16 protein-coding genes are annotated in these 19,904 nt (G+C 54.6%); 12 read left to right on the top strand and 4 right to left on the bottom strand.

Annotated features, from left to right (window positions below; all coding sequences use genetic code 11):
• Positions 1 to 8: 8 nt before the first annotated feature.
• The 3 genes from ACZ51B_RS07905 to ACZ51B_RS07895 form a co-directional block, all read right to left on the bottom strand.
• The gene (locus tag ACZ51B_RS07905) at positions 9 to 1,058 is read right to left on the bottom strand and encodes a substrate-binding domain-containing protein (protein ID WP_464296695.1); all 1,050 of its coding nucleotides are present in this window, start codon (positions 1,056 to 1,058) and stop codon (positions 9 to 11) included.
• Between the two features lie 55 nt (positions 1,059 to 1,113).
• Positions 1,114 to 2,130, bottom strand: coding sequence for an ABC transporter permease (locus ACZ51B_RS07900; protein ID WP_464296694.1), 1,017 nt, complete (start codon positions 2,128 to 2,130; stop codon positions 1,114 to 1,116).
• Positions 2,131 to 2,880: 750 nt separating this feature from the next.
• Positions 2,881 to 5,067 carry a right-handed parallel beta-helix repeat-containing protein gene (locus ACZ51B_RS07895; RefSeq protein ID WP_464296693.1) on the bottom strand — a complete coding sequence of 729 codons (2,187 nt, stop codon included), beginning with the start codon at positions 5,065 to 5,067 and terminating at the stop codon, positions 2,881 to 2,883.
• A 981-nt stretch (positions 5,068 to 6,048) separates the two neighbouring features.
• Here ACZ51B_RS07895 and ACZ51B_RS07890 point away from each other — a divergent pair.
• From ACZ51B_RS07890 to ACZ51B_RS07870, 5 genes are all read left to right on the top strand, one after another.
• On the top strand, positions 6,049 to 7,899 hold the full coding sequence (locus tag ACZ51B_RS07890) for a DEAD/DEAH box helicase (protein WP_464296692.1): 1,851 nt from the start codon (positions 6,049 to 6,051) through the stop codon (positions 7,897 to 7,899).
• Positions 7,900 to 8,108: 209 nt separating this feature from the next.
• Positions 8,109 to 9,428: an extracellular solute-binding protein gene (locus tag ACZ51B_RS07885; RefSeq protein WP_464296691.1), complete on the top strand. Its 1,320-nt coding sequence runs from the start codon at positions 8,109 to 8,111 to the stop codon at positions 9,426 to 9,428.
• Positions 9,425 to 10,297: a carbohydrate ABC transporter permease gene (locus ACZ51B_RS07880; RefSeq protein WP_464296690.1), complete on the top strand. Its 873-nt coding sequence runs from the start codon at positions 9,425 to 9,427 to the stop codon at positions 10,295 to 10,297. The genes ACZ51B_RS07885 and ACZ51B_RS07880 overlap by 4 nt, the downstream gene beginning before the upstream one ends.
• Before the next feature lie 2 nt (positions 10,298 to 10,299).
• Positions 10,300 to 11,151 (top strand): carbohydrate ABC transporter permease, encoded by an 852-nt coding sequence (locus ACZ51B_RS07875; protein ID WP_464296689.1) that lies wholly within the window; start codon positions 10,300 to 10,302, stop codon positions 11,149 to 11,151.
• 125 nt (positions 11,152 to 11,276) lie between these two features.
• On the top strand, positions 11,277 to 12,203 hold the full coding sequence (locus ACZ51B_RS07870; RefSeq protein WP_464296688.1) for an NF038122 family metalloprotease: 927 nt from the start codon (positions 11,277 to 11,279) through the stop codon (positions 12,201 to 12,203).
• A 73-nt stretch (positions 12,204 to 12,276) separates the two neighbouring features.
• On the opposite strand, the gene ACZ51B_RS07865 is transcribed toward ACZ51B_RS07870, so the two are convergent.
• A complete protein-coding gene (locus ACZ51B_RS07865; RefSeq protein WP_464296687.1) occupies positions 12,277 to 14,175 on the bottom strand; it encodes an NPCBM/NEW2 domain-containing protein in 1,899 nt (632 codons plus the stop codon).
• Positions 14,176 to 14,265: 90 nt separating this feature from the next.
• On the opposite strand from ACZ51B_RS07865, the gene ACZ51B_RS07860 reads away from it, so the two are divergent.
• The 7 genes from ACZ51B_RS07860 (at position 14,266) to ACZ51B_RS07830 (ending at position 19,904) form a co-directional block, all read left to right on the top strand.
• Entirely contained in the window at positions 14,266 to 15,018 is a 753-nt protein-coding gene (locus ACZ51B_RS07860; protein ID WP_464296686.1) for a ThuA domain-containing protein, read from the top strand.
• Between the two features lie 193 nt (positions 15,019 to 15,211).
• Positions 15,212 to 15,907, top strand: coding sequence for an AIM24 family protein (locus ACZ51B_RS07855; protein ID WP_464296685.1), 696 nt, complete (start codon positions 15,212 to 15,214; stop codon positions 15,905 to 15,907).
• A gap of 2 nt (positions 15,908 to 15,909) precedes the next feature.
• Positions 15,910 to 16,755, top strand: coding sequence for an SDR family oxidoreductase (locus tag ACZ51B_RS07850; protein ID WP_464296684.1), 846 nt, complete (start codon positions 15,910 to 15,912; stop codon positions 16,753 to 16,755).
• A gap of 101 nt (positions 16,756 to 16,856) precedes the next feature.
• The gene (locus ACZ51B_RS07845; RefSeq protein WP_464296683.1) at positions 16,857 to 17,465 is read left to right on the top strand and encodes a DUF7901 domain-containing protein; all 609 of its coding nucleotides are present in this window, start codon (positions 16,857 to 16,859) and stop codon (positions 17,463 to 17,465) included.
• A gap of 201 nt (positions 17,466 to 17,666) precedes the next feature.
• A complete protein-coding gene (locus ACZ51B_RS07840) occupies positions 17,667 to 17,861 on the top strand; it encodes a hypothetical protein (RefSeq protein ID WP_464296682.1) in 195 nt (64 codons plus the stop codon).
• A 134-nt stretch (positions 17,862 to 17,995) separates the two neighbouring features.
• Positions 17,996 to 18,988, top strand: a complete 993-nt coding sequence (locus ACZ51B_RS07835; protein WP_464296681.1) for a Gfo/Idh/MocA family protein — start codon at positions 17,996 to 17,998, stop codon at positions 18,986 to 18,988.
• Position 18,989: 1 nt separating this feature from the next.
• Positions 18,990 to 19,904, top strand: a complete 915-nt coding sequence (locus tag ACZ51B_RS07830) for an aldo/keto reductase (protein ID WP_464296680.1) — start codon at positions 18,990 to 18,992, stop codon at positions 19,902 to 19,904.

The raw sequence follows: 19,904 nt of genomic DNA, 5'->3' as shown, positions 1-19,904 counted from the left end.
CGAGCTAACTATTTGAGGAACTTAGGATCGACGTCTGTGAAGCCCCAGCTCTGGAGTGTCTTTGCCCACTCTTTGAGGTTGTCTTTGGTGACTTTCACAAGTTCCATCTTGTTGATGGCTTGTACGTCTTTGCCGAGTACGACCTTGTCCACGATGAAGCCAACTGACTTGTAGCCCCAGTCGTAAACAGGTTGTGCGAGGAGCACAGGTGCCACGCCTTTATCGACGTAAGCAAGCTCAGCAGGAAGTGCGTCTACGGAGACGATCTTGACCTTGTTTGGATCCAGCGACAGGAGCGCTGTGTTGAACAGAGGCCATCCTCCGATCATTGCCCAGGCGTTGATTTCTGGGTGAGCGTTCATGTCCTTGGTTACTTCCGCGGAAGCGTCCTGTGGGTTCTCGATGTGGTGGTAGGTATCGACAATCTTGACGTTCTTGTAGTTCTTCGCCTCTTCGATAACCGCTTTGGAACGGCGCTGAAGGTTTGGAGCGTTTTGGTTGCCTGCGAGGATCGCTACGTTGAGCTGACCGGAGCCACCGACGGCTGCCAGTTCCTTCATGACCTGCTTGCCCACTGCTTCGTCGTCTGCGCCGTAGAATGCGAATCGCTTGGACTCAGGTGCGTCGCTGTCGAAGGTCATGACGGCTACGCCCTTGGAGACGGCATCGTTGATGGCTGTGTTGACCTTGGAAGCATCGGAGCAGGAGAGCAGAATGGCATCGGCTCCTCCGTTGGTTGCTGCGGCGATCTTCTGAGCTTGAAGCTGAGCGTCTTCCGTTGCAGGTGTCTGGTTGTCGATGATGATCTTGATGTTGTTGTCTTTTCCGTACTTCTCGGCGGCGGCTTTTGCACCGACGGCGGCGGAAATGAACACTGGGTTATCGTTCGACTTTGCGATCAGCGTGATCTTCAGTTCTTTCTTGTTGAACTTGGCGGCGGTTTTGCCACCGGTAGGTGACGTGCCTTCGGACTTAGCACCGTCGCCACCTGATCCACAGCCCACCAAGCAGATTGCACCTAGGGCGAGTGCCCCGATTCCTTTAATAAAAGTCTTCATTGTCTTGTCCTCCTGTCTTAACTTCACTGTTCGTGATAAAACCTGGTCGTTTCGTTTAAGCTCTTGCTGCGCGTTGTTCTGCAGCTCTTGCATTCCAGCGGTCGAACACCACAGCCATCACGATTGCGACGCCGATGATGATCAGTTCGTAATTCTGGTCTAGATTCAGTGTACGCATTGCTTGACGAATCATGACGATAAGCAGTGCGCCGAGCACGGCACCGATGGCACTTCCGCGTCCGCCGGTGAGGCTTGCGCCGCCTACGACTGCGGATGCGATGACGTACAGCTCATATCCTGTCGCGTCGTTGGAGCCTGCTGAGCCGTAGAAGCTGCTGCCGATGAAGGCTGCGAGGCCGGCGGTGAGGCCCGAGAGTACGTACACGCCGATGAGGATTCGTCCAATTCTGAGACCCGCGTATCGGGATGCCTCGACGTTGCCTCCTACGGCGAAGATCCTTCTGCCCCAGGTTGTTTGGTTGAGGTAGATGGCTCCCAGGATTGCGACCGCGATCATCATGACCGTGGGGACCGGGAAGAGGTCTGATCGCAGGCCGAGGTTTGCCTTGGCGAAGTCGGTGAGTTTGGGTGGTACGGAGATGCTGAGTGCCTTGGTGGTAACGAAGGCGATTCCCCGGTAGACCCACATGGTTCCCAGTGTGATGATGAACGGGTGCACACCGAGGCGGGAGACCATGACACCGTTGAGCCAGCCTGCGGCTGTTCCGACGGCGCAGCTGAGGAGGAGTGCCACGAAGGTTGGGACTTCGGGGTGGGCGCGCATGAAGAGCGCCATTCCTACACCGCTGAGCGCGTAGATGGATCCTACCGACAGGTCGATTCCGCCCGAGATGATGACCATGGTGATTCCCACGGCCATGATGGCGAAGAAGCTGGTGTCGGTGAAGAGTTGGACGAGTGTGGATGCGTTGAGAAAGCCGTTGACCTCGTGACCGGTCATTCGGTCTGGGTGGTGGCCGCCGAAGATCGTTAATACGGCTCCGAGAAGCAGAATAATAACGATTAGCCCCGATTGCTGCAGATTCAGCGCTGATCCGAGCCTCTTATTCATGGGGAGGATATTACTAGCTGGGGAGGTCCATAAGGGCTGCTTGGACCGGATTTTCTTAGTGATTGATGAATTCTCCCATGTGAGAGACTTGCGGTGAAGCGCGTAACTGGCAGTTTTGATGGGAGGGTGGTGAATAAGGAAGGGACGGTTTCGTTCCCGCCCAAGTGCTGCATTTGCAGCACCCCACCCCTGGTTTAAAGCCGCGCTTTCGTAGGTTGCTTACGGGGGTTTGTTCGGACTGGGAGATGCACACGGCACACCTGAGCTTTAGAACTGCGGCCTGCAAGAATTAACTGACAAACCGAAACCTTGAAACCACGGCTATAGCTGCGTCTTGTCAACATTTCCACTTTCTCCAAGAAGAAACAATGGGTGTCCACGACTTACGACGCAATGTCGAGGTCGGGTTTTAGGAGGGTTCGGTCGAGGAACGAAACTGTCCTTTCCTCACTCTCTGAAGATCCGATTGGCGCGCTCCATGCGAGCAAAGAACACCGCCCCTGTACCGAATTCGCCGCAACCCCAATGGGTTGCCAGGAGCCTCCGACTCTCAACGAGAACCAACCCCTTCAAGAGGTCTGAAAAACCGTCAAGCCGGCTGCGTAAGCTCTGGGAAAACAACCCCAAACAAATGAGATCTGAAGGCACGACAGAATGTCCATCCTCTAAACTCCCTAGCCCCTATGGGGCGCAAAGGATGTTAAGACCGGGGCAGAGCGCTGCAAATGCCGCACCCTGCCGCTAACAAAACTAGGGATAGCTCGCGCTCGTCACTTGAGAGGCACTCACTGAGATCGGCATGGACGGATATTGCACCGATGCAAAGTTGTCCAAGAAGATCGACCCTAAGTTTGCATACATGAAAGTCTGCGTCGCCTGGGTGTTCTGAATCTGGATCCAGTAACCGTCGCGGTTACCAGCGGCACTATTGTAGAAGGTCGGCCCCGCAGTCTGAATGGAATTTGATCGCATCTCGTTCGCAAGCATCAGAACTCCAAACCCGGCCCATGAACTCACGCCCTGCGCATTCGTGAGCATCCGCACATTAGCGACATTGAAGCAAATAGCTGCAGGCATCCCGGTTGTAACAGTAGTCTTGCACGTGTTGTTACTCACCATCGTGCCCCATGCAATCTGACATCGGGAAGGAGACCATCCAGCTACGTTGACGAACTTCGTATTCGCCCGCACCTGCAACCAACCTGTATCGATCTGGGTATTCCCGTCGATCACACAATCAATCGCGCCGTCATACAAGTCAATCCCGACTCGACCGTTGGAAACAGTATTTCCAAGAATGTACTGCTGATACGAAGGAAAGGAGTTGATGGAATATAGCGAAGTAGAGTCCGGAACAACAGTCCAAGGCCTATCGACTGTGAGCGTAGTCGCAGTTCTGCCTGTAATGGTTCTCCACTGCCCCATACCTCTCCCGTCAACAATAGCGACGATCGATCTCGGAATAACGTTGCCGGCCGCATCTGGACAGCCGTAGGCTTGGCAGGTCCACGGAGCCGAGGCAGAACTCCAGTTCTTGGTTGAGTCCGTGATCGAGGTATCAGTGGCCCCGGTGAGCTGTCCTGAATCCTCGTAGTCCGAGTAAAAGGGATTCTTGGTCGTTGGTGCAGTTCCCGCTGCACACTGGGACAGCAGTAGCTCATTGTGTGCGTCACTTAAGTCTGGATAGGTGCCCGTTGTGGTAACCGTGTTACCTTCAAACATTAACTGCCTAGCATAGCTAATATCAACGTCGCCGGAATCACCATACTTGGACTGCGTGACATCACGGCTAAAATAGCATCCACGAACAACCACGTTGTCTGAATAGTTGAACCGATCGCGGCTAAAATTGTGCCTAAACGAGCTATTTAAAACATGCAGATTACGGACATTCGTCGCATTCAGCGCAGAGCTTCCTCCACCGCTGAGGGTTGAAACGCTACATCCTGAAATAAGAATGTTCTCTCCGGGAGTAATCGAAAGCCCGTTTCCTGCGCTAAAGCCAAATTCCACATTTTTGAACACAACATTTTTAATCGTTGCGTTACTGTAAATCTTGAACATCAACACCGGATATGCAGGGTCAGCGGTGCTGTCATTACGAATAGTAAGATCAGAAAAGCCAAAATACTTCTGGCTATTTGCAACAACTAAGACATTACTGTACGGAGTCGGAAGATTCGATGGGGTGTACTGAGTTCCACATTTGAGGATAGTTACACCCAGCCCTGCGCCCTTGATGATCACCTTGGATAGGAGCTCAATAGCGTTACCATCACCAATGTTATAGGTGCCAGCGGGGATGTACACAATGCCGCCGTTCGGCTGAGCGGCAACGAAGGCGATGGCCTTTCGCAGTCGCGCGGCATCTGCCGGAGTGCCATCCCCAGTCATGCGATCTGCAAGGTTTGTCGGAGCAGTGGTCACGTCGTAAACAAACCCCGTGTTGATGGGAGAAAAGTAGGGTGCCCAAATCCCACCCACACCGAGGGGATCAGAGGTGCTGGCTGAGTAGACCACCGGTGGACAAGCAACTTCGAGCCCCTGTCCGGCCCCATTATTCACGTAGGGTGTGTACGTAGTCCCGTCTTTCAGACCTGTCGGAACCACAACGTCTAACCTAAGCGGCGTTGAAGCTGTAACCGTCCCGAATAGTGAGTTCCCATTCGCATCCACAAATCGGACCTTAGGCGCCGCAGTAGTGCCAGCCAACGTCATGTTCCGACCATACACGTGAATCGTAGCTCCAGCCTGGGCAACCTTTGCATCACACATTATAGGTCGAGCTTTGTTCACAAAGATGGAGTTGCTATTCGTCGTCCCATCCACCGCGCAGACCCGATACATTCCAGGCTTCATATACGACGGAAGCTGGGCCTGGATCAGCTGGCTTGGTCGTGCTCCAACACCCACTGGATTGATGTTGTTGAGTATCACGGAGCCGGAGGATTCCCCGCCAAATTCATTCAAATAAACGGCTTTAATCTTTGTGGTAGGGAGAAAGTCACTTCCAACTATATTGATAGTGGTGCCCGGAACAGCGGTTTCGCTACCCCAAAGGATGGTGGAAGCTGAGCTCAGACCCGCAAGAAGCGCGGTCGCGAGAAAACAAGCATGTATTCTTAATCTCTTCATTTCCTGTCACTTTCAGAATTCACGTTACTTAAGTGCACTTTTCCCGCATAGCAGGAATACAAAACAACAGCACGCTAAATTTAATCCATATACAAGCATGGATTTCACCATGTCTTTGCAGTCAATTAATCCGCAATAGTGGGAGGAATGTACGCAAGGGTGCGTTCAACATACTAACAAGTCGTATGTGTCTGGGCGCGTTCTACTTATCGGTCAATGACAAAAAGTCATAACCCAGAGATCAAGCGCAGTTCATTAACTGCGCACAAAGAAGCAGTTAATGTGAAGCTCTTCTTGGCACAACGCTGAGCACGCCAAAAGCCGCAGCACAAGACATCAAAAAGTTGCGACACACGCAGCATTTTGTAAACCCCTCTCAAAAAGAAAATACAAGGCAAAAAACAACATCTGCTCAGGCACCCCCAGTGGTATTGCCTTCCTAGATATGTGGCGTCATATTGCCACACTTTCTGCAAAAGTGTGTTAAAAAAACCAATATTGCTCCTAGTATGTTTTCATGCGCATTCATCGCGCAATTTGGTATTTCCGGAGGGTAAAAAAGTGCAAACATCCCTTTTTGTGCCTACCGCCACACGTGGACCGCTCAGCAAGTGACTTGCATCACCCATGTTGCGGAGAACTGCATTGCAAGTTCCGAATCGTGTCTTGTGAGGCATAGCGCCCTCCCGTTCTGTGTCACACTTACAATCCCGAAGAAGCTTCTTTCCGGGTTGTCACATGCCGCTTTTCTCACCTCCCAGTCCATCCCGGAGCAGGCAATAAATGGCCTACGGGTTGTTTGGTGAGAACGACTTAGTCGTACCAGGTGAGATTCCACAGATCGTTCTGCGGGACTACCAAGCGAAGGCAAAATCCGCTGTTTTAGCCGCCAAAGATCGTGGACTTAACAGGGTCATGGTCGTGATGGCCACGGGCTGTGGCAAGACCACGGTCTTCGCCTCCCTTGTCGATGAGTTCGAGCGGTCTTACGCAGCCCCCGCGCTTGTAGTGGCCCACCGCCAAGAGCTTCTGCAACAGGCTGCAAAGCGTATCTCTCTTACCGCCCCTCGGCTCCAAGTGGGAATAGAAGGAGGCGACCAGATGGCTCCCTTCGAATCCAACGTGGTCGTTGCGGGAGTTCAAACAATCGGTCGTCCGGAAACCAAGCGGCTGAACTGGTTCCACCCAGGACTCATGATCATGGACGAAGGGCACCATGCGCCTGCCGACACCTGGCAGAACGTGATGCGACGCTTCGGCTCCTATGAGGGCACCTGTTTCACCCTCGCGGTGACCGCCACCGATCACCGGATGGACAACAAGCCACTTCACGGCGAAGTGGGTGCCATCTTTGAAGACGTCGTGTTCCGCTTCGGTCTTCGCGATGCCGTACGTGAAGGTTGGCTGGTAGACCTGCGGGGATATCGAGTCGCCACCGAGATCGACTTAAGCCACGTCAAGACAGTCGGTGGAGACTACAACCAAGGTCAGCTTGCACGAGCAGTGAACACGGAAGCTCGCAACCACGTCGCCCTCAAACACTGGGGGGACGTGGCCAAAGACTGTAGGACCATCATCTTCTGCGTCGACATTCAGCACGCCAAAGACGTGGCCGAGCTATTCCGAAATAACGGCGTCAGCGCCGAGCACGTCGATGGCACCATGAAGTCCGAAATGCGCGAAGGCGTGATGAGCCGCTTCCGCGATGGACGCACCCAAGTGCTCGTAAACGTCGACGTCGCGACCGAAGGAGTGGACCTCCCCGAAACCGACTGCGTCCTCATGCTTCGGCCCACCCAGTCTTGGGCACTGTACGCACAGATGGCCGGACGCGGAGTCCGAACACTCCCCGGTGTAACCGACGGCATCCCCACTCCGGAAGAACGAAGGCGGGCGATTCTCAACAGCGCCAAACCAAACTGCATCGTCATCGACGTCGTCGATGCGAGCAAAGAGTTCGGACTCAACGAACCACCCGAGAAAGAAGAAGAGGAAAAACCCAAGCCCAAGTCCGCACCGGCAAGCCTCGCGGGACTCGTTGGCCTCCCCCCCGATTTCGACCTCGAAGGAAACAGCCTCTTCACGGCAGCAGAACGTGTCGAAGAGCTCGAGCCGACGCGTCGGGCAGCGATGTTCAAGAGGCAAACAAACTGGGACGACCTTACGACTGTCCTGAGTGAAGTTGACCTCATCAAGGAACTCAGCATCCCCGAAGAGATCGTCAGCGTCAGCCGCCTCGCCTGGATGAAGGTGGGCGATGGCAAGTACTACCTTCCGTGCGGCGACAGCTCCATGGAGAAAGGCCGCTCCGCTGCCCTCAGCTGCGACGAGCTGGGAAGATTCCACATCGAACTAAGCAGCTCCATGGTGGCCCCCATGAAAGTCCCACTCGGGGATTCGCTTGAAAAGGCTTTCGATGAAGCCGATCGGATGATTCGACTCACCTGGTCGGATGCCGCCCCCATCGTGAAAGCAGATGCCCGCTGGCGCGAAAAAGCACCTAGCGACCGCCAACTGGAGATCCTTCGCGGCATGGGCGTGGCCGAAACCGATATCGCCCTCCTAGAAACCATGGCCCAAGCCCGCGCACTCATCGAGCGACGACGCATGGGCTTGCGCCGAACTCAGCGATAAGCGCACAGATAACAAATTATCCTTTCATCTTCGCGGCGCTTTTCGATAGGATGGTGTCTTGTACATCTCTCGGAGCCTCCAAGAGATTCCGATTTTGTATGCAGAAAACCTCGCTTAAATCGCCAATTAGCCGTAATATAGACCCTCAAGTCAGGCACGCAGCGCGACTGAGCTAGATAAATGAAGATGATCTCAGCGGAGAGTTACGATTGATCAAGTTGGGCACGGTCTCGACCATCCTCGGAGTCAGTGCGCTCGCCTTCACGCTTTGGATGAGCGAAAGCGTTGTCCAGAGACAAGATCGAAAAGACCGAACGGTCGTTGTGTATTGGGAAAAATGGACGGGATTTGAAGACGACGCCATGCGCGCCATAGTTGCCGACTTCAACCAATCTCAAGACAAGATTTTCGTCAAGTACCTCAGCATCTCAGGGATCATGACCAAAACCCTGTTGGCGACCTCTGGGGGAAATCCACCCGATATTGCCGGACTGGCCAACGAGCCGATGACAGAGTACGCCAACGCAAACGCGCTGACGGACCTCACCGATCTGGCCGCCGAGAGCGGCATCCGCGAATCCCAGTACATCCCCGGTTATTGGGACATGATCACCCACCGCGGACGACTCATTGGAATGCCCAGCACTCCCGTGGACTCAGCGATGCACGTGAACCGTGCCCTCATGCCGGCGGAATATAAAGAACCTGAGAACTTCCCGAAGACGATCGAAGAGCTAGACAAGCTCGCCGACAAGGTGACGATTCGAAAGGATGGGCGCATCATCCTCTCCGGATTCCTTCAGGCCGAACCGGGCTGGTGGAACTGGGGCTGGGGGAACGTGTTTGGTGGCAAGCTGTTCGATGGCGAGAAGCTCACCGTCAACAGTCCCGAGAACGTTCGCGCTTTCGAGTGGGTGGCGTCGTACTCCAAGAAATACGGCGCCACAGCGGTTCACAATTTCACCAGTGGCCTCGGCACCTTCGCCTCTCCGCAAAACGCATTCTTGTCCGGCAAAGTCTCATGTGAGCTACAGGGCGTCTGGATGAGCAACTTCATCCAGAAGTACAGCCCTTCGCTCGACTGGTACGCAGTGCCGTTCCCCATTCCGCAGGACCGCCCTGATCTCAAAGACTCCACATTCCTTGGCCTGGACACGCTCGTGATCCCCAAGGGTTCTAAGCATGTCAAGGAGGCCTGGGAGTTCATCCGCTATGTCCAGCAGCAGAAGGTGATGGAGAAGCTCTGCTCCCTTCATGGGAAGAACTCGCCACTGGTTGCAGTCAGCGACGAGTTTTTCAGCAAGCACCGCAACAAGTACATCCGGCTATTCGATCGGCTGGCTCGCTCTCCCAATGGAACCACAGCTCCCAAAATCGGCATCTGGAATCAACTACAGGCTGAGATGAACAACGCATTTGAAGTGATCAACCTCGGCCAAAAAACTCCGCAAGAGGCCCTGAACAACGTACAGACCAGGATGTCAGCAGCTTACGAACGATACAAGCAACAAGAGGCGATCGGCGAGTGAAGCGGAACATCAACGTTGCTTACCTTTTCGTCGCTCCATGGGCACTCGGCTTTGCCATCTTCATGGGCTATCCATTGCTGGCTTCACTCTACTTCAGCTTCACCAGCTACAACGTTTTGAAGTCGCCGCGTTGGGTGGGACTGGCGAACTACACTGAGCTTGCCCAAGACGAGGTCTTTCACGTCACCCTCAAGAACACGCTCATCTTCGTGTGTTCAACGGTACCCCTCAGCACCATCGTCGCCATCGGCATGGCCCTGCTGCTGAACACCAAGGTGCGTGGCATGGCGATCTACCGGACCCTCTTCTATGTGCCCTGCCTGGTACCCAACGTGGCTCTCGGCGTGCTGTGGCTGTGGGTGTTTAACGGCGAATACGGCCTGTTGAACGAAGCGATCCGCAAGATCGGAGTGGCTCCACCAAACTGGCTCGGCGATCCCTTCTGGGCGAAAGTCACCCTCGTGATCATCGCGATGTGGGGCGCAGGCAACGCCATGGTGATCTACCTCGCTGGTCTACAAGACGTACCCGTCTCGCTTTACGAGGCTGCGGAGTTAGACGGCGCAAAGAGCTGGATGAAGCTTAAAGCCGTCACCCTGCCCATGATCTCACCCGTCATTCTGTTCAACGTGATCATGGGCATCATCGGCGCGCTGCAGGTCTTTGCGCTGCCATATGTCATGTTTCCTGCAGGAGCGCCTGCTCGGTCCACATACTTCTTCACCAGCTACCTCTTCGACAACGCCTTCCAGTACCAGCGCATGGGCTACGCAAGCGCCATGGGCTGGATCATGTTCTTTATCACACTTGCACTGACCTTGGTCTCCATCAAGTTGTCCAACAAGCACGTGCACTACGACAGGAGTTAAACATGAAACAACAAAAGCTCCTCAAACTGACCGTTACCCACGTGCTTCTCATCCTGATCTCGCTGGCATGTGTCGCGCCGTTGCTCTGGATGCTGTCCACCTCTCTCAAGACAGTTCCGGAGACGATGGTGAGCCCGCCAAAGTACATCCCCGCAAGTCCGCAGTGGCGCAACTTCCCCGATGCAGTGACTTACGGGCGAGAGAAGCTAGGATTCATTCCGTTCTTGGTTTACGGCCGCAATACCCTCATCATCACGCTGCTGACGGTGGCTGGGGCCGTGTTCTCCAACGCACTCGTGGCCTACGCCTTTGCCCGCCTGAAATGGAAAGGTCGCGACCTGTTCTTCGGCATCACGCTGGCCACTATGATGGTGCCGTTTCCAGTCTTGATGGTCCCCACCTTCTCAATGTTCAAATACTTGGGGTGGATCGGCACTTTTCGGCCGCTTTGGGCTCCCGCTTGGTTTGGGTCGGCCTTCTTTATCTTCCTGCTCAGACAGTTCTTTTTGACCATTCCCATGGAGCTGTCAGAAGCCGCTAAGATCGACGGCTGCTCAGAGTTTCGGATCTTCCTCAACATCATCATGCCGATGGCCAAGCCTGCGCTCTCGGTGGTCGCACTGTTCACATTCATGGGGACCTGGAACGACTTCCTAGGGCCTCTGATCTATCTGGTAGATCAGAACACCTTTACGCTCGCGCTGGGTCTTGAGGCTTACAAGAGCCAGGCAGGCGGGACTTCCTGGAACCTCCTGATGGCTGCTTCTCTGATTGTGATCTTGCCTGTCGTAGTGGTCTTTTTCTGCGCTCAGAAGCTGTTCATTCAGGGAATTGCGACAAGCGGCATGAAGTGAGTATTTGAACCCGTATACATACCAGACACTGACCTGCGCTTTCACGTTTATGCTGGAACCTGTGATTTGATGGATCCTCTTAGGGTCTGATCGAGAGTCATTGATCATAGGAGATCCCTTTTAGAATGCATTCAAATAAGCTCTTAACCGCAGTTGCGCTCAGCGCTGCGACTCTTCTTTTTGCAGCTCCAGCCCGAGCTAATATCGATATCATCCCCGAGTTCTCGACCGGCATCAACTCCGACCCAAACTCGGCGCAAATTAAGGCAACGATCAATCAGGCGATCGCTGTTTATGAATCAAAGATCACCAACAACATCACCGTACACCTTCGGTTCCAGAAGGGTGGCGGCCTTGGTTCCAGCTCTACCCAATTCAGAACGGTGAGCTACACGGCTTTCCGCGCAGCGCTTGCAAACAACGCCTTCAGCCCCAACGATGCCATTGCACTGGCTCATCTTCCTCTTCAAGCGACAAACCCCGTTAATGGAAGCCAGAATGTACTGCTCTCAACCGCAAATGCTCGCGCTCTTGGACTGACCACCTTCGCAGGAACAGACAGCACGATCAGTCTAAACACGTCGATCATGAATCTCCAGCATGGAGTGGTAACCGACCCGAGCCACTACGATCTCTTGTCGGTGGTCTCTCACGAGATCGACGAAGGGCTAGGCACCATCTCCGGTCTCGAATTCTCGGGTCCTTGGGCAGTCGACATGTTCCGATACGACGGAAACGGAAACCGCAGCTACACGACGGACACTTCGCAGCACGCCTATTTCTCGCTGGACGGTAAGACAAATGTCGTCGAATATAACCAGTATCAACGCACGGACGGAGACTGGGGCGACTGGGCACCCGGTGCAAACCCTCAGGTTCAGGATTGGATTGGTACAGCAGGCAGCCACCCAGACTTAGGGGTCGCTGAGTGGACCGCTCTCGACGCAGTAGGTTACAACTTCGCCCCACAGGCGGTCCCAGAGCCTGCCACCATGGCAGCGCTTGGTTTTGGTGCCCTGGCTATTCTTCGCCGACGCAAGAAGAACGCATAAAACCCTGGCAGGGAATCCGAGAAAAGAGACTGCCCCTCCGATCATAAGATCAGAGGGGCAGCTTGCTGTTAGATTACTGACTTTGGCCGACTTTGTAGAGGGTTGCTCCGTGGCCGGCTACCGTTGCAGAGAAACCACCGGTCTTGAGACCGAGGTCTTTGCGTTGCCAGAGGTCTCGGACGGGTTGGTCGCCTTTGAGACCTAGTTCGGACCATTTGACTGAGATCTTCGCCTTGACTCGCGATCGGTTGAAGAAGGCGACTGCGGTGGTGCCATCTGCAAGGGGGCGGGTCCAGACTTCGAGTTCGCCTTTTTGGGAGATCCTTGTGGCGGCTTTTCCGAGAGCATCTTGGTCGACCTCGATCACGTCGTGGTTCATGAGAACTCGCTTAGTGAAGTCATCGACCTGGGTCATGTCGCAACCGATCAGCAGCGGTGCAGCAAGCATCGACCAGAGGGTGATGTGGGTGATCTGCTCGTTTCCAGAGAGTCTGGTTGGGCGTGGGCTTCCGCTCCAGCCAAGCTTGCCTACGACGAGCATGTCTGGGTCGTTCCAGTGGCCTGGAGCTGCACCGATGGCACGGTCGGAGTGGATGAAACCGATTCCGCTCATGCTGTCCCAGGTGTCGGTGATGTCACCGGTGGTTCGGTAGGCGTTGCCGCCGATCTTCCCGCCCCAGTTCCAGACATCGCCCATGCCGTATTGGCAGAGTGAGTAAACGATATCTCTTGGTGCCTGGTCGAGTGCGTCTCGCATCACGATGTAGGGCTTTTGGAGTTCGTAGAGGTTCTCGCCGCGGCTGATTTCTCCGTAGGAGCACCAGTCGTACTTGAGGTAGTCGATGCCCCATTTGGCGTAGGACATGACGTCTTGAAGCTCGTGCTTGTAGGAGCCTTCGTAGCCTGCGCAGGTCTTGGGGCCAGGTGAGGAGTAGATACCGAGTTTGAGACCCTTGGAGTGGACATAGGTTGCGAGAGCGGCCATGTCGCCGAACTTCTCGTTGGTCATGAGTTCGCCGTTGGCGTCCCTTGATCCTTCCCATGCGTCGTCGATGTTGACGTAGGAGTAACCGTAGTTCGCAAATCCGCTCTGCTCGAAGGAGTCGGCGGAGGCTCGGACTTTATCTGCGGTGACGGTCGTGCCCCAGACGTTCCATGAGTTCCAGCCCATGGGCGGTGTGAGGGAGAGCTTGCGGCGTCCGCAGACGAGCTTGAGTTCTCGTGTGTCGGTGCCGGTTGAGCCTTTCACCGTGAGGGTGACTCGGCTGGTTCCTGGATTCAGAACCTTTCCGGTGATGACGTTACCGTTGAGCGAGAGACCCTCAGGGAGGCCCTCCGCTTTGTAAGTGAGCTTGCCTTTACCGGTGGCTGGAATTCGGTAGATGAATGGGCTACCTGGCTGGCAGCCGTAAACTCTTGGGCCGTGAATTTGGACTTTGTTGAGGTCCAGCGGCGCGATCGGCATGGTCGGCTCTGGCGGGATCACGAAGGATTGAACCGACTTTTTGGCGTCGATCACTTCGAACTTGGCGTCTGCCCAGTCGGCGTGGTCGTAGTCGATGCCGTCTCCGCCGTCTTTGACCACGAGTCGGATATCTTTCGCTCCCTTCAGATCTAGATCGATGCTCTTTGCATCATCGCCAGACTTCATGACTCCAGTGTCAACTTTCAGGGCGCCATCCACGAAGACTAGGAACTGAACGCTGCCCCGGCCCTTGGTGTCGTCGTCTACGCCGACGCGTGCGGTGAATCGGGTGGCGTTCTTGTTGAGCTTCACCATCATTTCGCTGTTGGCATGACTGCCAACACCGCGCTCGAACTTGGTGCCATGGATGGAAAGAGGATTGCCTTCGATGGATTTGGACTTCCCAGGGGAGTTCCAACCTACTTCCATTGCACGAAGGTCTAGGTTATCTAGATATACAGTTGTCCCGGACTGACCGGCCAACAGGAGGAGAGAGCATAGCATCATTGGTAGTTCCTTAACTTACTCAGTAATTTTCGCAAAGCATAGCCCGGACGGGCGCATCGACGCATTATTAATGTCTAAAATTGGACGTTCATGGAAACATCGCGTGTAATCAACATCCTGGTCTGGGATGAGAACCCTGCCCACGCTCCTAAAGAGCTTTATCCTGATGGCCTTCGAGGGGCTATTGCGGAAGGTCTTCAGAAGCTGGATGCGTCGGGTCAATTCAAAGTGACAACCGCTCACCTCGACGAGGCGGAGCAGGGCGTTCCTCAATCCTTGCTGGATTCCACCGATGTACTCCTCTGGTGGGGCCACGCGCGGCACGGCGAGGTGGAAGACTCTCTTGCTGAGCGTGTGAAAGAGCGTGTTCAAAAGGGCGGTATGGGCTTCATCTGTTTGCACAGCGGTCACTATTCTAAGACTTTCAAGCAGGTTTTGGGAGCGACTGGACATCTTAAAGGTGGCTGGCGCGAGGCAGACGACAGTGAGACGATCCGCGTTTGCGCTCCGTGGCATCCTATCGCTGAGGGTGTTTCTGACTTTGTGCTGGAAGCAGAAGAGATGTACGGTTCTCCATTCGACGTTCCTCCTTGCGAAACACTCGTATTCCAATCTCTGTTCTCAGTAGGAAACGAAACCTTCCCCAGCGGCATCTGCTGGACAGTCGGAGACGGCATTGACCCCGCCTTCACATCGGGTCCTGGAAAAGGCGTGAATCAGGGTGAAGGCAAGGGCCGTGTGTTCTACTTCCGCCCCGGCCACGAGACTTATCCCACTTACTTTAACGACCACGTACGCAAGGTCATCTACAACGCCACCCGCTGGGCTGGTCGCCTAGTCTAATCCTCTCTCTGGTCCGATCTCCCAAGCCGATCTCAAAGGCTCAAGATGGGAGATCGGGCCAAGTACATCGCTCCCAGTTGTCTAGGCACACCCGTCTTAGGTGCCAAACAGAGTTATTTGCAACCTAAGGTCTTCCGTCACAGTTTGAGTATTGCTAAGCTCTGGGCTAGCGCTTGATTGCGGCGGAGAAACTATGGCGGTTCCTACATTAAAACCCACGAACGTTCAAGACGAGACGTTTGCGAATGTCACCTATCACATCCAGGGCGAACTGGTACCTGTTTTGGCTCTTGAGGTCGGGGCTAATCCGGTCTATTTTGAGCACCACATTTTGCTTTGGAAAGACCCTGGCCTGAACATTGGGGTGAAGCCTTTGCGGGGGGCTTTTAAGCGGGCGATTGCCGGGATGCCTTTGGTGATGGTTGAGACCGAAGGGGTCGGGCGTGTTGGGTTTAGCCGTGATGGGGCCGGGCATGTTTTTGGCATCCACTTGGGGGCAGGGGAGTCGATTGATGTTCGCGAGCATCAGTGGCTGGCTGCGACCGCGACTCTGGACTATTCATTCTCTCGGGTGAAGGGGTTTGCCAATGTGATGTTCTCCGGGACGGGGCTCTTTGTGGACACATTTACCTGCACGGGGCACGAGGGGATCTTGTGGATTCACGGGTATGGGAACGTGTTTGAGATCACGCTTCAGGCTGGCGAGCAGATCGATATTGAGCCAGGCGGATGGATTTATAAGGATCGGACCGTGCAGATGGACACCACCATTCAGCGGCTGGGGACCAGTCTTTTTGCGAGTGCCGGGCAGTTAGTTTTCAACCGGTTCACGGGGCCGGGACGGATCGGGATGCAGTCGATGTACGTTCACTACACCACTACGGAGTAACCATGAGTTTTAACTTTAATCAGCAAGAGATTGTGGCGAACTATCCCCACCAGCCTTTGAAGGGGCAGGCGGCGCTTGTGACGGGTGCCAATTCCGGGATCGGCGAGAGCGTGGCGCGGTACTTGGCCGCTGCAGGTGCGAAGACGGTGGTGAACTACGTTTCTAAGCCAGAGGTTGCGCAGGCCATTGTCGATGACATTCGGTCGGCTGGGGGCGAGGCGATTGCGATCCAGGCAGATGTGAGCAAGGAAGACGAGGTCCAGGCGATGTTTCAGCAGATGTTTGCTGAGTTTGGGACCATCGATATCTTGATCAACAATGCTGGGCTTCAGAAGGATGCTGCTTTCCATGAGATGACGCTTGACCAGTGGAACTTTGTGTTGGGCGTGAACCTGACGGGGCAGTTTTTGTGCGCTCGGGAGGCGATTCGGGAGTTTTTACGGCGTGGGATTAAGCCGGAGATTTCTCGTGCCACGGGCAAGATTGTTTGCATGAGTAGCGTCCACGAGGTGATTCCTTGGGGAGGGCATGCGAACTATGCGGCCTCTAAGGGCGGCATTTTGATGTTGATGAAGACCTTGGCGCAGGAGTACGGTCCGCAGCACATTCGGGTCAACAGCATTGGGCCGGGGGCAATTAAGACCCCCATCAACCGGTCTGCTTGGGAGACTCCCGAGGCTGAGGCAGAGCTTTTGAACCTGATTCCTTATCGACGGGTGGGGGAGACTCCTGATATTGGTCGGGCGGCGGTTTGGCTGGCTTCGGACGAGTCGGACTATGTGAATGGCATCACGTTGTTTGTGGATGGTGCGATGACCTGCTATCCTGGCTTCGCCACGGGTGGATAGTGTTAAATTTACGTACTTATTTATAATGTTTCAAGAGTTTCTGTGATTTAATAAAAGTACCCAATATTTGGTTACTTAGTTTTGAATCACAGGAGCTTCAAATGAAACGTGTTATAGCCGGATTTTGTTTTGCGTTGGCATCAGCCAGTGCCATGTGTCAGTTTGTGTCGCAGCCTTGGACACCCAAACTTCCTTCGTGGGAGTCTCGAGTGAAGGCTTGTGCCACTCCTACCAACGTGTCGTTCATTGCGTTGGATGAGTTTAAGTGGCCAACCACGGCTGCCATGACGAAGGTGAACTGGTGGGGATCTGTATCTGCTACTGCCCAGTTGAATCGGCGGTATCACATTGCGTTTTACAAGCCCGACCCTGCTGCGTGTCGGCCTCTTTTGACTGCCGTGGTTTATCAGGCTTGTGTGATTCCGCAGGCCGAGTTGGTCGGCGTCGACTGTATGGGGAAGAACGTTTACAAGTTCTTCTCCAATTTACCGACAGCGTTTAGCCCGGTACCTGGGCAGCAGTATTGGATCCAGATCTCTGAGGACGACTCGGCAAGCATTGTGCCTGGGAAGCCCGATTTCTGGTGGTCTTCTCACCAGCCGATCGTGAACTGCCCTGCATTGCAGATCTCTGTCACGGGCGGAATTCTTCAGCCTTTGGTCGATACTTGCAGCGGCAACAAGAATGATCTAGCTTTCGAATTGGGCTAGATACTGCTTTTTCCTTCCCAATCCTCACCCGCAGGCCGGCCGGAGCAATCCGGACCGGCTTTTATTTATGTTTTTCACGTGAAAATTAATCATATAATGGGGACGTAGATGTAACGAGCCCACTTCTCGCTCTCACACGTGTGTCAGCACGCGAGCTCGCCACTTAGGGGAACACCCGCAATGGGTGTTGGGAGTTATTCAATGACACAAAACGATGTCGCACTTGCGGCAAAGGCCATGATCGAAAAGGACCCTTCGGTTCAGACGATCCGCGTTGCGATTGACAGCCCTGTCGATTGCACCAACTCAATTAAGGCGTTCCGGAAGCTTGGCTGCAAGGTCAAAGTGGAAAAGGATGGCGCTCTTCTCATCATCACCAAGCCTTCGGCTTCCTAGTGTGCGTCGTTTTGCCTCTGTCTTGGCGGTAGAGGCAAAACGAGTGAGTAAAAACTTGCGGGATGCAAAGTTCTTCCTAACATTTCGCAGAATGTGAATTTGCTAAACAACTTGAGCCGGTAAGCTCCCATGCCATGGCAGAGCAAGTGCGTTGGGGCATTTTGGCTACGGGCAGTATCGCCCGCCAATTTGCAGGCGGTTTGAAGGTTTCCAAGACGGGTGTGTTGCAAGCGGTTGGATCGCGCACCATTGAGAGTGCGACCAAGTTCACCGAGCAGTTTGGCGGCACCCCTTACGACAGCTATCAGGCAGTCCTTGATGACCCCAATGTGGATGCGGTGTACATTGCGACGCCTCACCACATGCACATGGAGTGGACCATCAAGTGCGCGCAGGCTGGCAAGGCCATTCTTTGCGAAAAGCCGTTTACTTTGAACGCGTTGGAGGCAGAGAAGGCGATCGCGGCGGTTAAAGAAGCAAACGTGTTCTTCATGGAAGCGTTCATGTACCGTTGCAGCCCCCAGATCATCAAGTTGCGCGAGATCCTCGCCAGCGGCGTGATAGGGAAGCCCCGGGCGATTCTTGCTGAGTTCAGCTTTGGAGCGGGCACCAACTGGGAGAACTTCCGCACCGATGCTGCCGTAGGCGCAGGTGGATTGATGGACGTAGGTTCTTACTGCGTTTCGTTCTGCCGCATGGTGGCTGGCGAAGAGCCGACTCGGTGCGAGTATGTAGCCAACCTGGAACTCGGTTACGACGCCTACGGCTCTGGCTGTCTCCAGTTTGCCAACGGCATCACAGCCCACATCGCGAGTGGTATCCATCTGTCGATGCGAAACGATGCCATTGTGTATGGAGAGAAGGGACGCATTCACCTTCAGGACCCTTGGAAGAGCTATCCCGGAACGAAGATGACGGTTTCGGTAAGCGGCCAGGAGGATCAGGTCTACGAACTGGGTGTCACCAACGACGAACTCTATGCCCACGAGGCCGATGCGGTGGCGGAGTATCTCGAAGCCAAAGAGTGCCCCCACATGTCCATCGCCGACACACTCGGTAACATGCGCGCCATTGATGCTCTTCGAAAGAGCTGCGGTCTAACATTTGCTCAGGAGCTCAAAGCCTAACATGATTTACGGCACCATTCCCCATCTCGACAAGAAGATCTCTCGACTGGTTATGGGAGTCATCCCCTTGCCCACAAACGACCAAGTGAAGTCGTTTGAGCTACTGGATGCTTACCGCGCCGCGGGTGGCAACATCGTTGATAACAGCTACCACTACGGTCCTGGTTTCTCAGCGATCATGAAGGCCTACTACGAGAAGAATGGCCAGGACGCTTTCATTCGCTTTGATAAAGGTAACCACCACCACTACGGCTCAGAGCGACCTATGCGGCTTACCAAGGAGGACATGGATCTGGAGATTCGTGCGAACCTGGAGCGGCAGGGCGTGGAGTACAGCGACATCTACATGATGCACCGCGACGACGAGGCGATCCCTGTGGGCGATGTGGTTCAGTGGCTGAATGAGCACAAGGACGCGGGGCGCATCAAGACGTTTGGCGGCAGCAACTGGTCTCACCAGCGAATCGAAGCGGCAAACGAATATGCGGCCAAGAACGGTCTGCAAGGCTTCAGCGCCAGCAGCCCTAACCTCTCTCTGGCGACCGTCAACGAGGCGATGTGGACAGGCTGCGTGAGCTTGGACCGCGAGGCTCGGGACTGGTACGAGAAGAACCAGTTCCCCATCCTCTCTTGGTCTTCTGGCGGCGGCGGATTCTTTGTCGGCTACGAGTCGGATGACATCAAGCGCGTTTACTACAACGAGACGAACTTTGCCCGTAAGGCTCGCCTAGAGAAGATGGCCGAAGAGAAGGGTGTGACGCCCTCCCAACTCGCTTTGGCTTGGTCACTTAATCAGCCATTCCCTGTGTTCGGTTTGATCGGTCCTCGAACTGTTGAGCAGATTCAGGACAACGTGGGTGCTGCCGACATCGTTCTTACTCAGCAAGAGCTCGACTTCCTGGAGAACGGCAACTAA

The sequence above is a fragment of the Fimbriimonas sp. LA-C6 genome (genome assembly GCF_055398105.1).
The sequence above is the reverse complement of the archived record's forward strand: the minus strand, read 5'-3'. Positions and strand labels throughout refer to the sequence as shown.

Excerpts from the sequence above, each read along its gene's own strand:
- ACZ51B_RS07905 (WP_464296695.1), bottom strand. The coding sequence starts at position 1,058 with ATGAAGACTTTTATTAAAGGAATCGGGGCACTCGCCCTAGGTGCAATC.
- ACZ51B_RS07900 (WP_464296694.1), bottom strand. The coding sequence starts at position 2,130 with ATGAATAAGAGGCTCGGATCAGCGCTGAATCTGCAGCAATCGGGGCTA.
- ACZ51B_RS07890 (WP_464296692.1), top strand. The coding sequence starts at position 6,049 with ATGGCCTACGGGTTGTTTGGTGAGAACGACTTAGTCGTACCAGGTGAG.
- ACZ51B_RS07875 (WP_464296689.1), top strand. The coding sequence starts at position 10,300 with ATGAAACAACAAAAGCTCCTCAAACTGACCGTTACCCACGTGCTTCTC.
- ACZ51B_RS07870 (WP_464296688.1), top strand. The coding sequence starts at position 11,277 with ATGCATTCAAATAAGCTCTTAACCGCAGTTGCGCTCAGCGCTGCGACT.
- ACZ51B_RS07865 (WP_464296687.1), bottom strand. The coding sequence starts at position 14,175 with ATGATGCTATGCTCTCTCCTCCTGTTGGCCGGTCAGTCCGGGACAACT.
- ACZ51B_RS07860 (WP_464296686.1), top strand. The coding sequence starts at position 14,266 with ATGGAAACATCGCGTGTAATCAACATCCTGGTCTGGGATGAGAACCCT.
- ACZ51B_RS07855 (WP_464296685.1), top strand. The coding sequence starts at position 15,212 with ATGGCGGTTCCTACATTAAAACCCACGAACGTTCAAGACGAGACGTTT.
- ACZ51B_RS07850 (WP_464296684.1), top strand. The coding sequence starts at position 15,910 with ATGAGTTTTAACTTTAATCAGCAAGAGATTGTGGCGAACTATCCCCAC.
- ACZ51B_RS07845 (WP_464296683.1), top strand. The coding sequence starts at position 16,857 with ATGAAACGTGTTATAGCCGGATTTTGTTTTGCGTTGGCATCAGCCAGT.
- ACZ51B_RS07840 (WP_464296682.1), top strand. The coding sequence starts at position 17,667 with ATGACACAAAACGATGTCGCACTTGCGGCAAAGGCCATGATCGAAAAG.
- ACZ51B_RS07835 (WP_464296681.1), top strand. The coding sequence starts at position 17,996 with ATGGCAGAGCAAGTGCGTTGGGGCATTTTGGCTACGGGCAGTATCGCC.
- ACZ51B_RS07830 (WP_464296680.1), top strand. The coding sequence starts at position 18,990 with ATGATTTACGGCACCATTCCCCATCTCGACAAGAAGATCTCTCGACTG.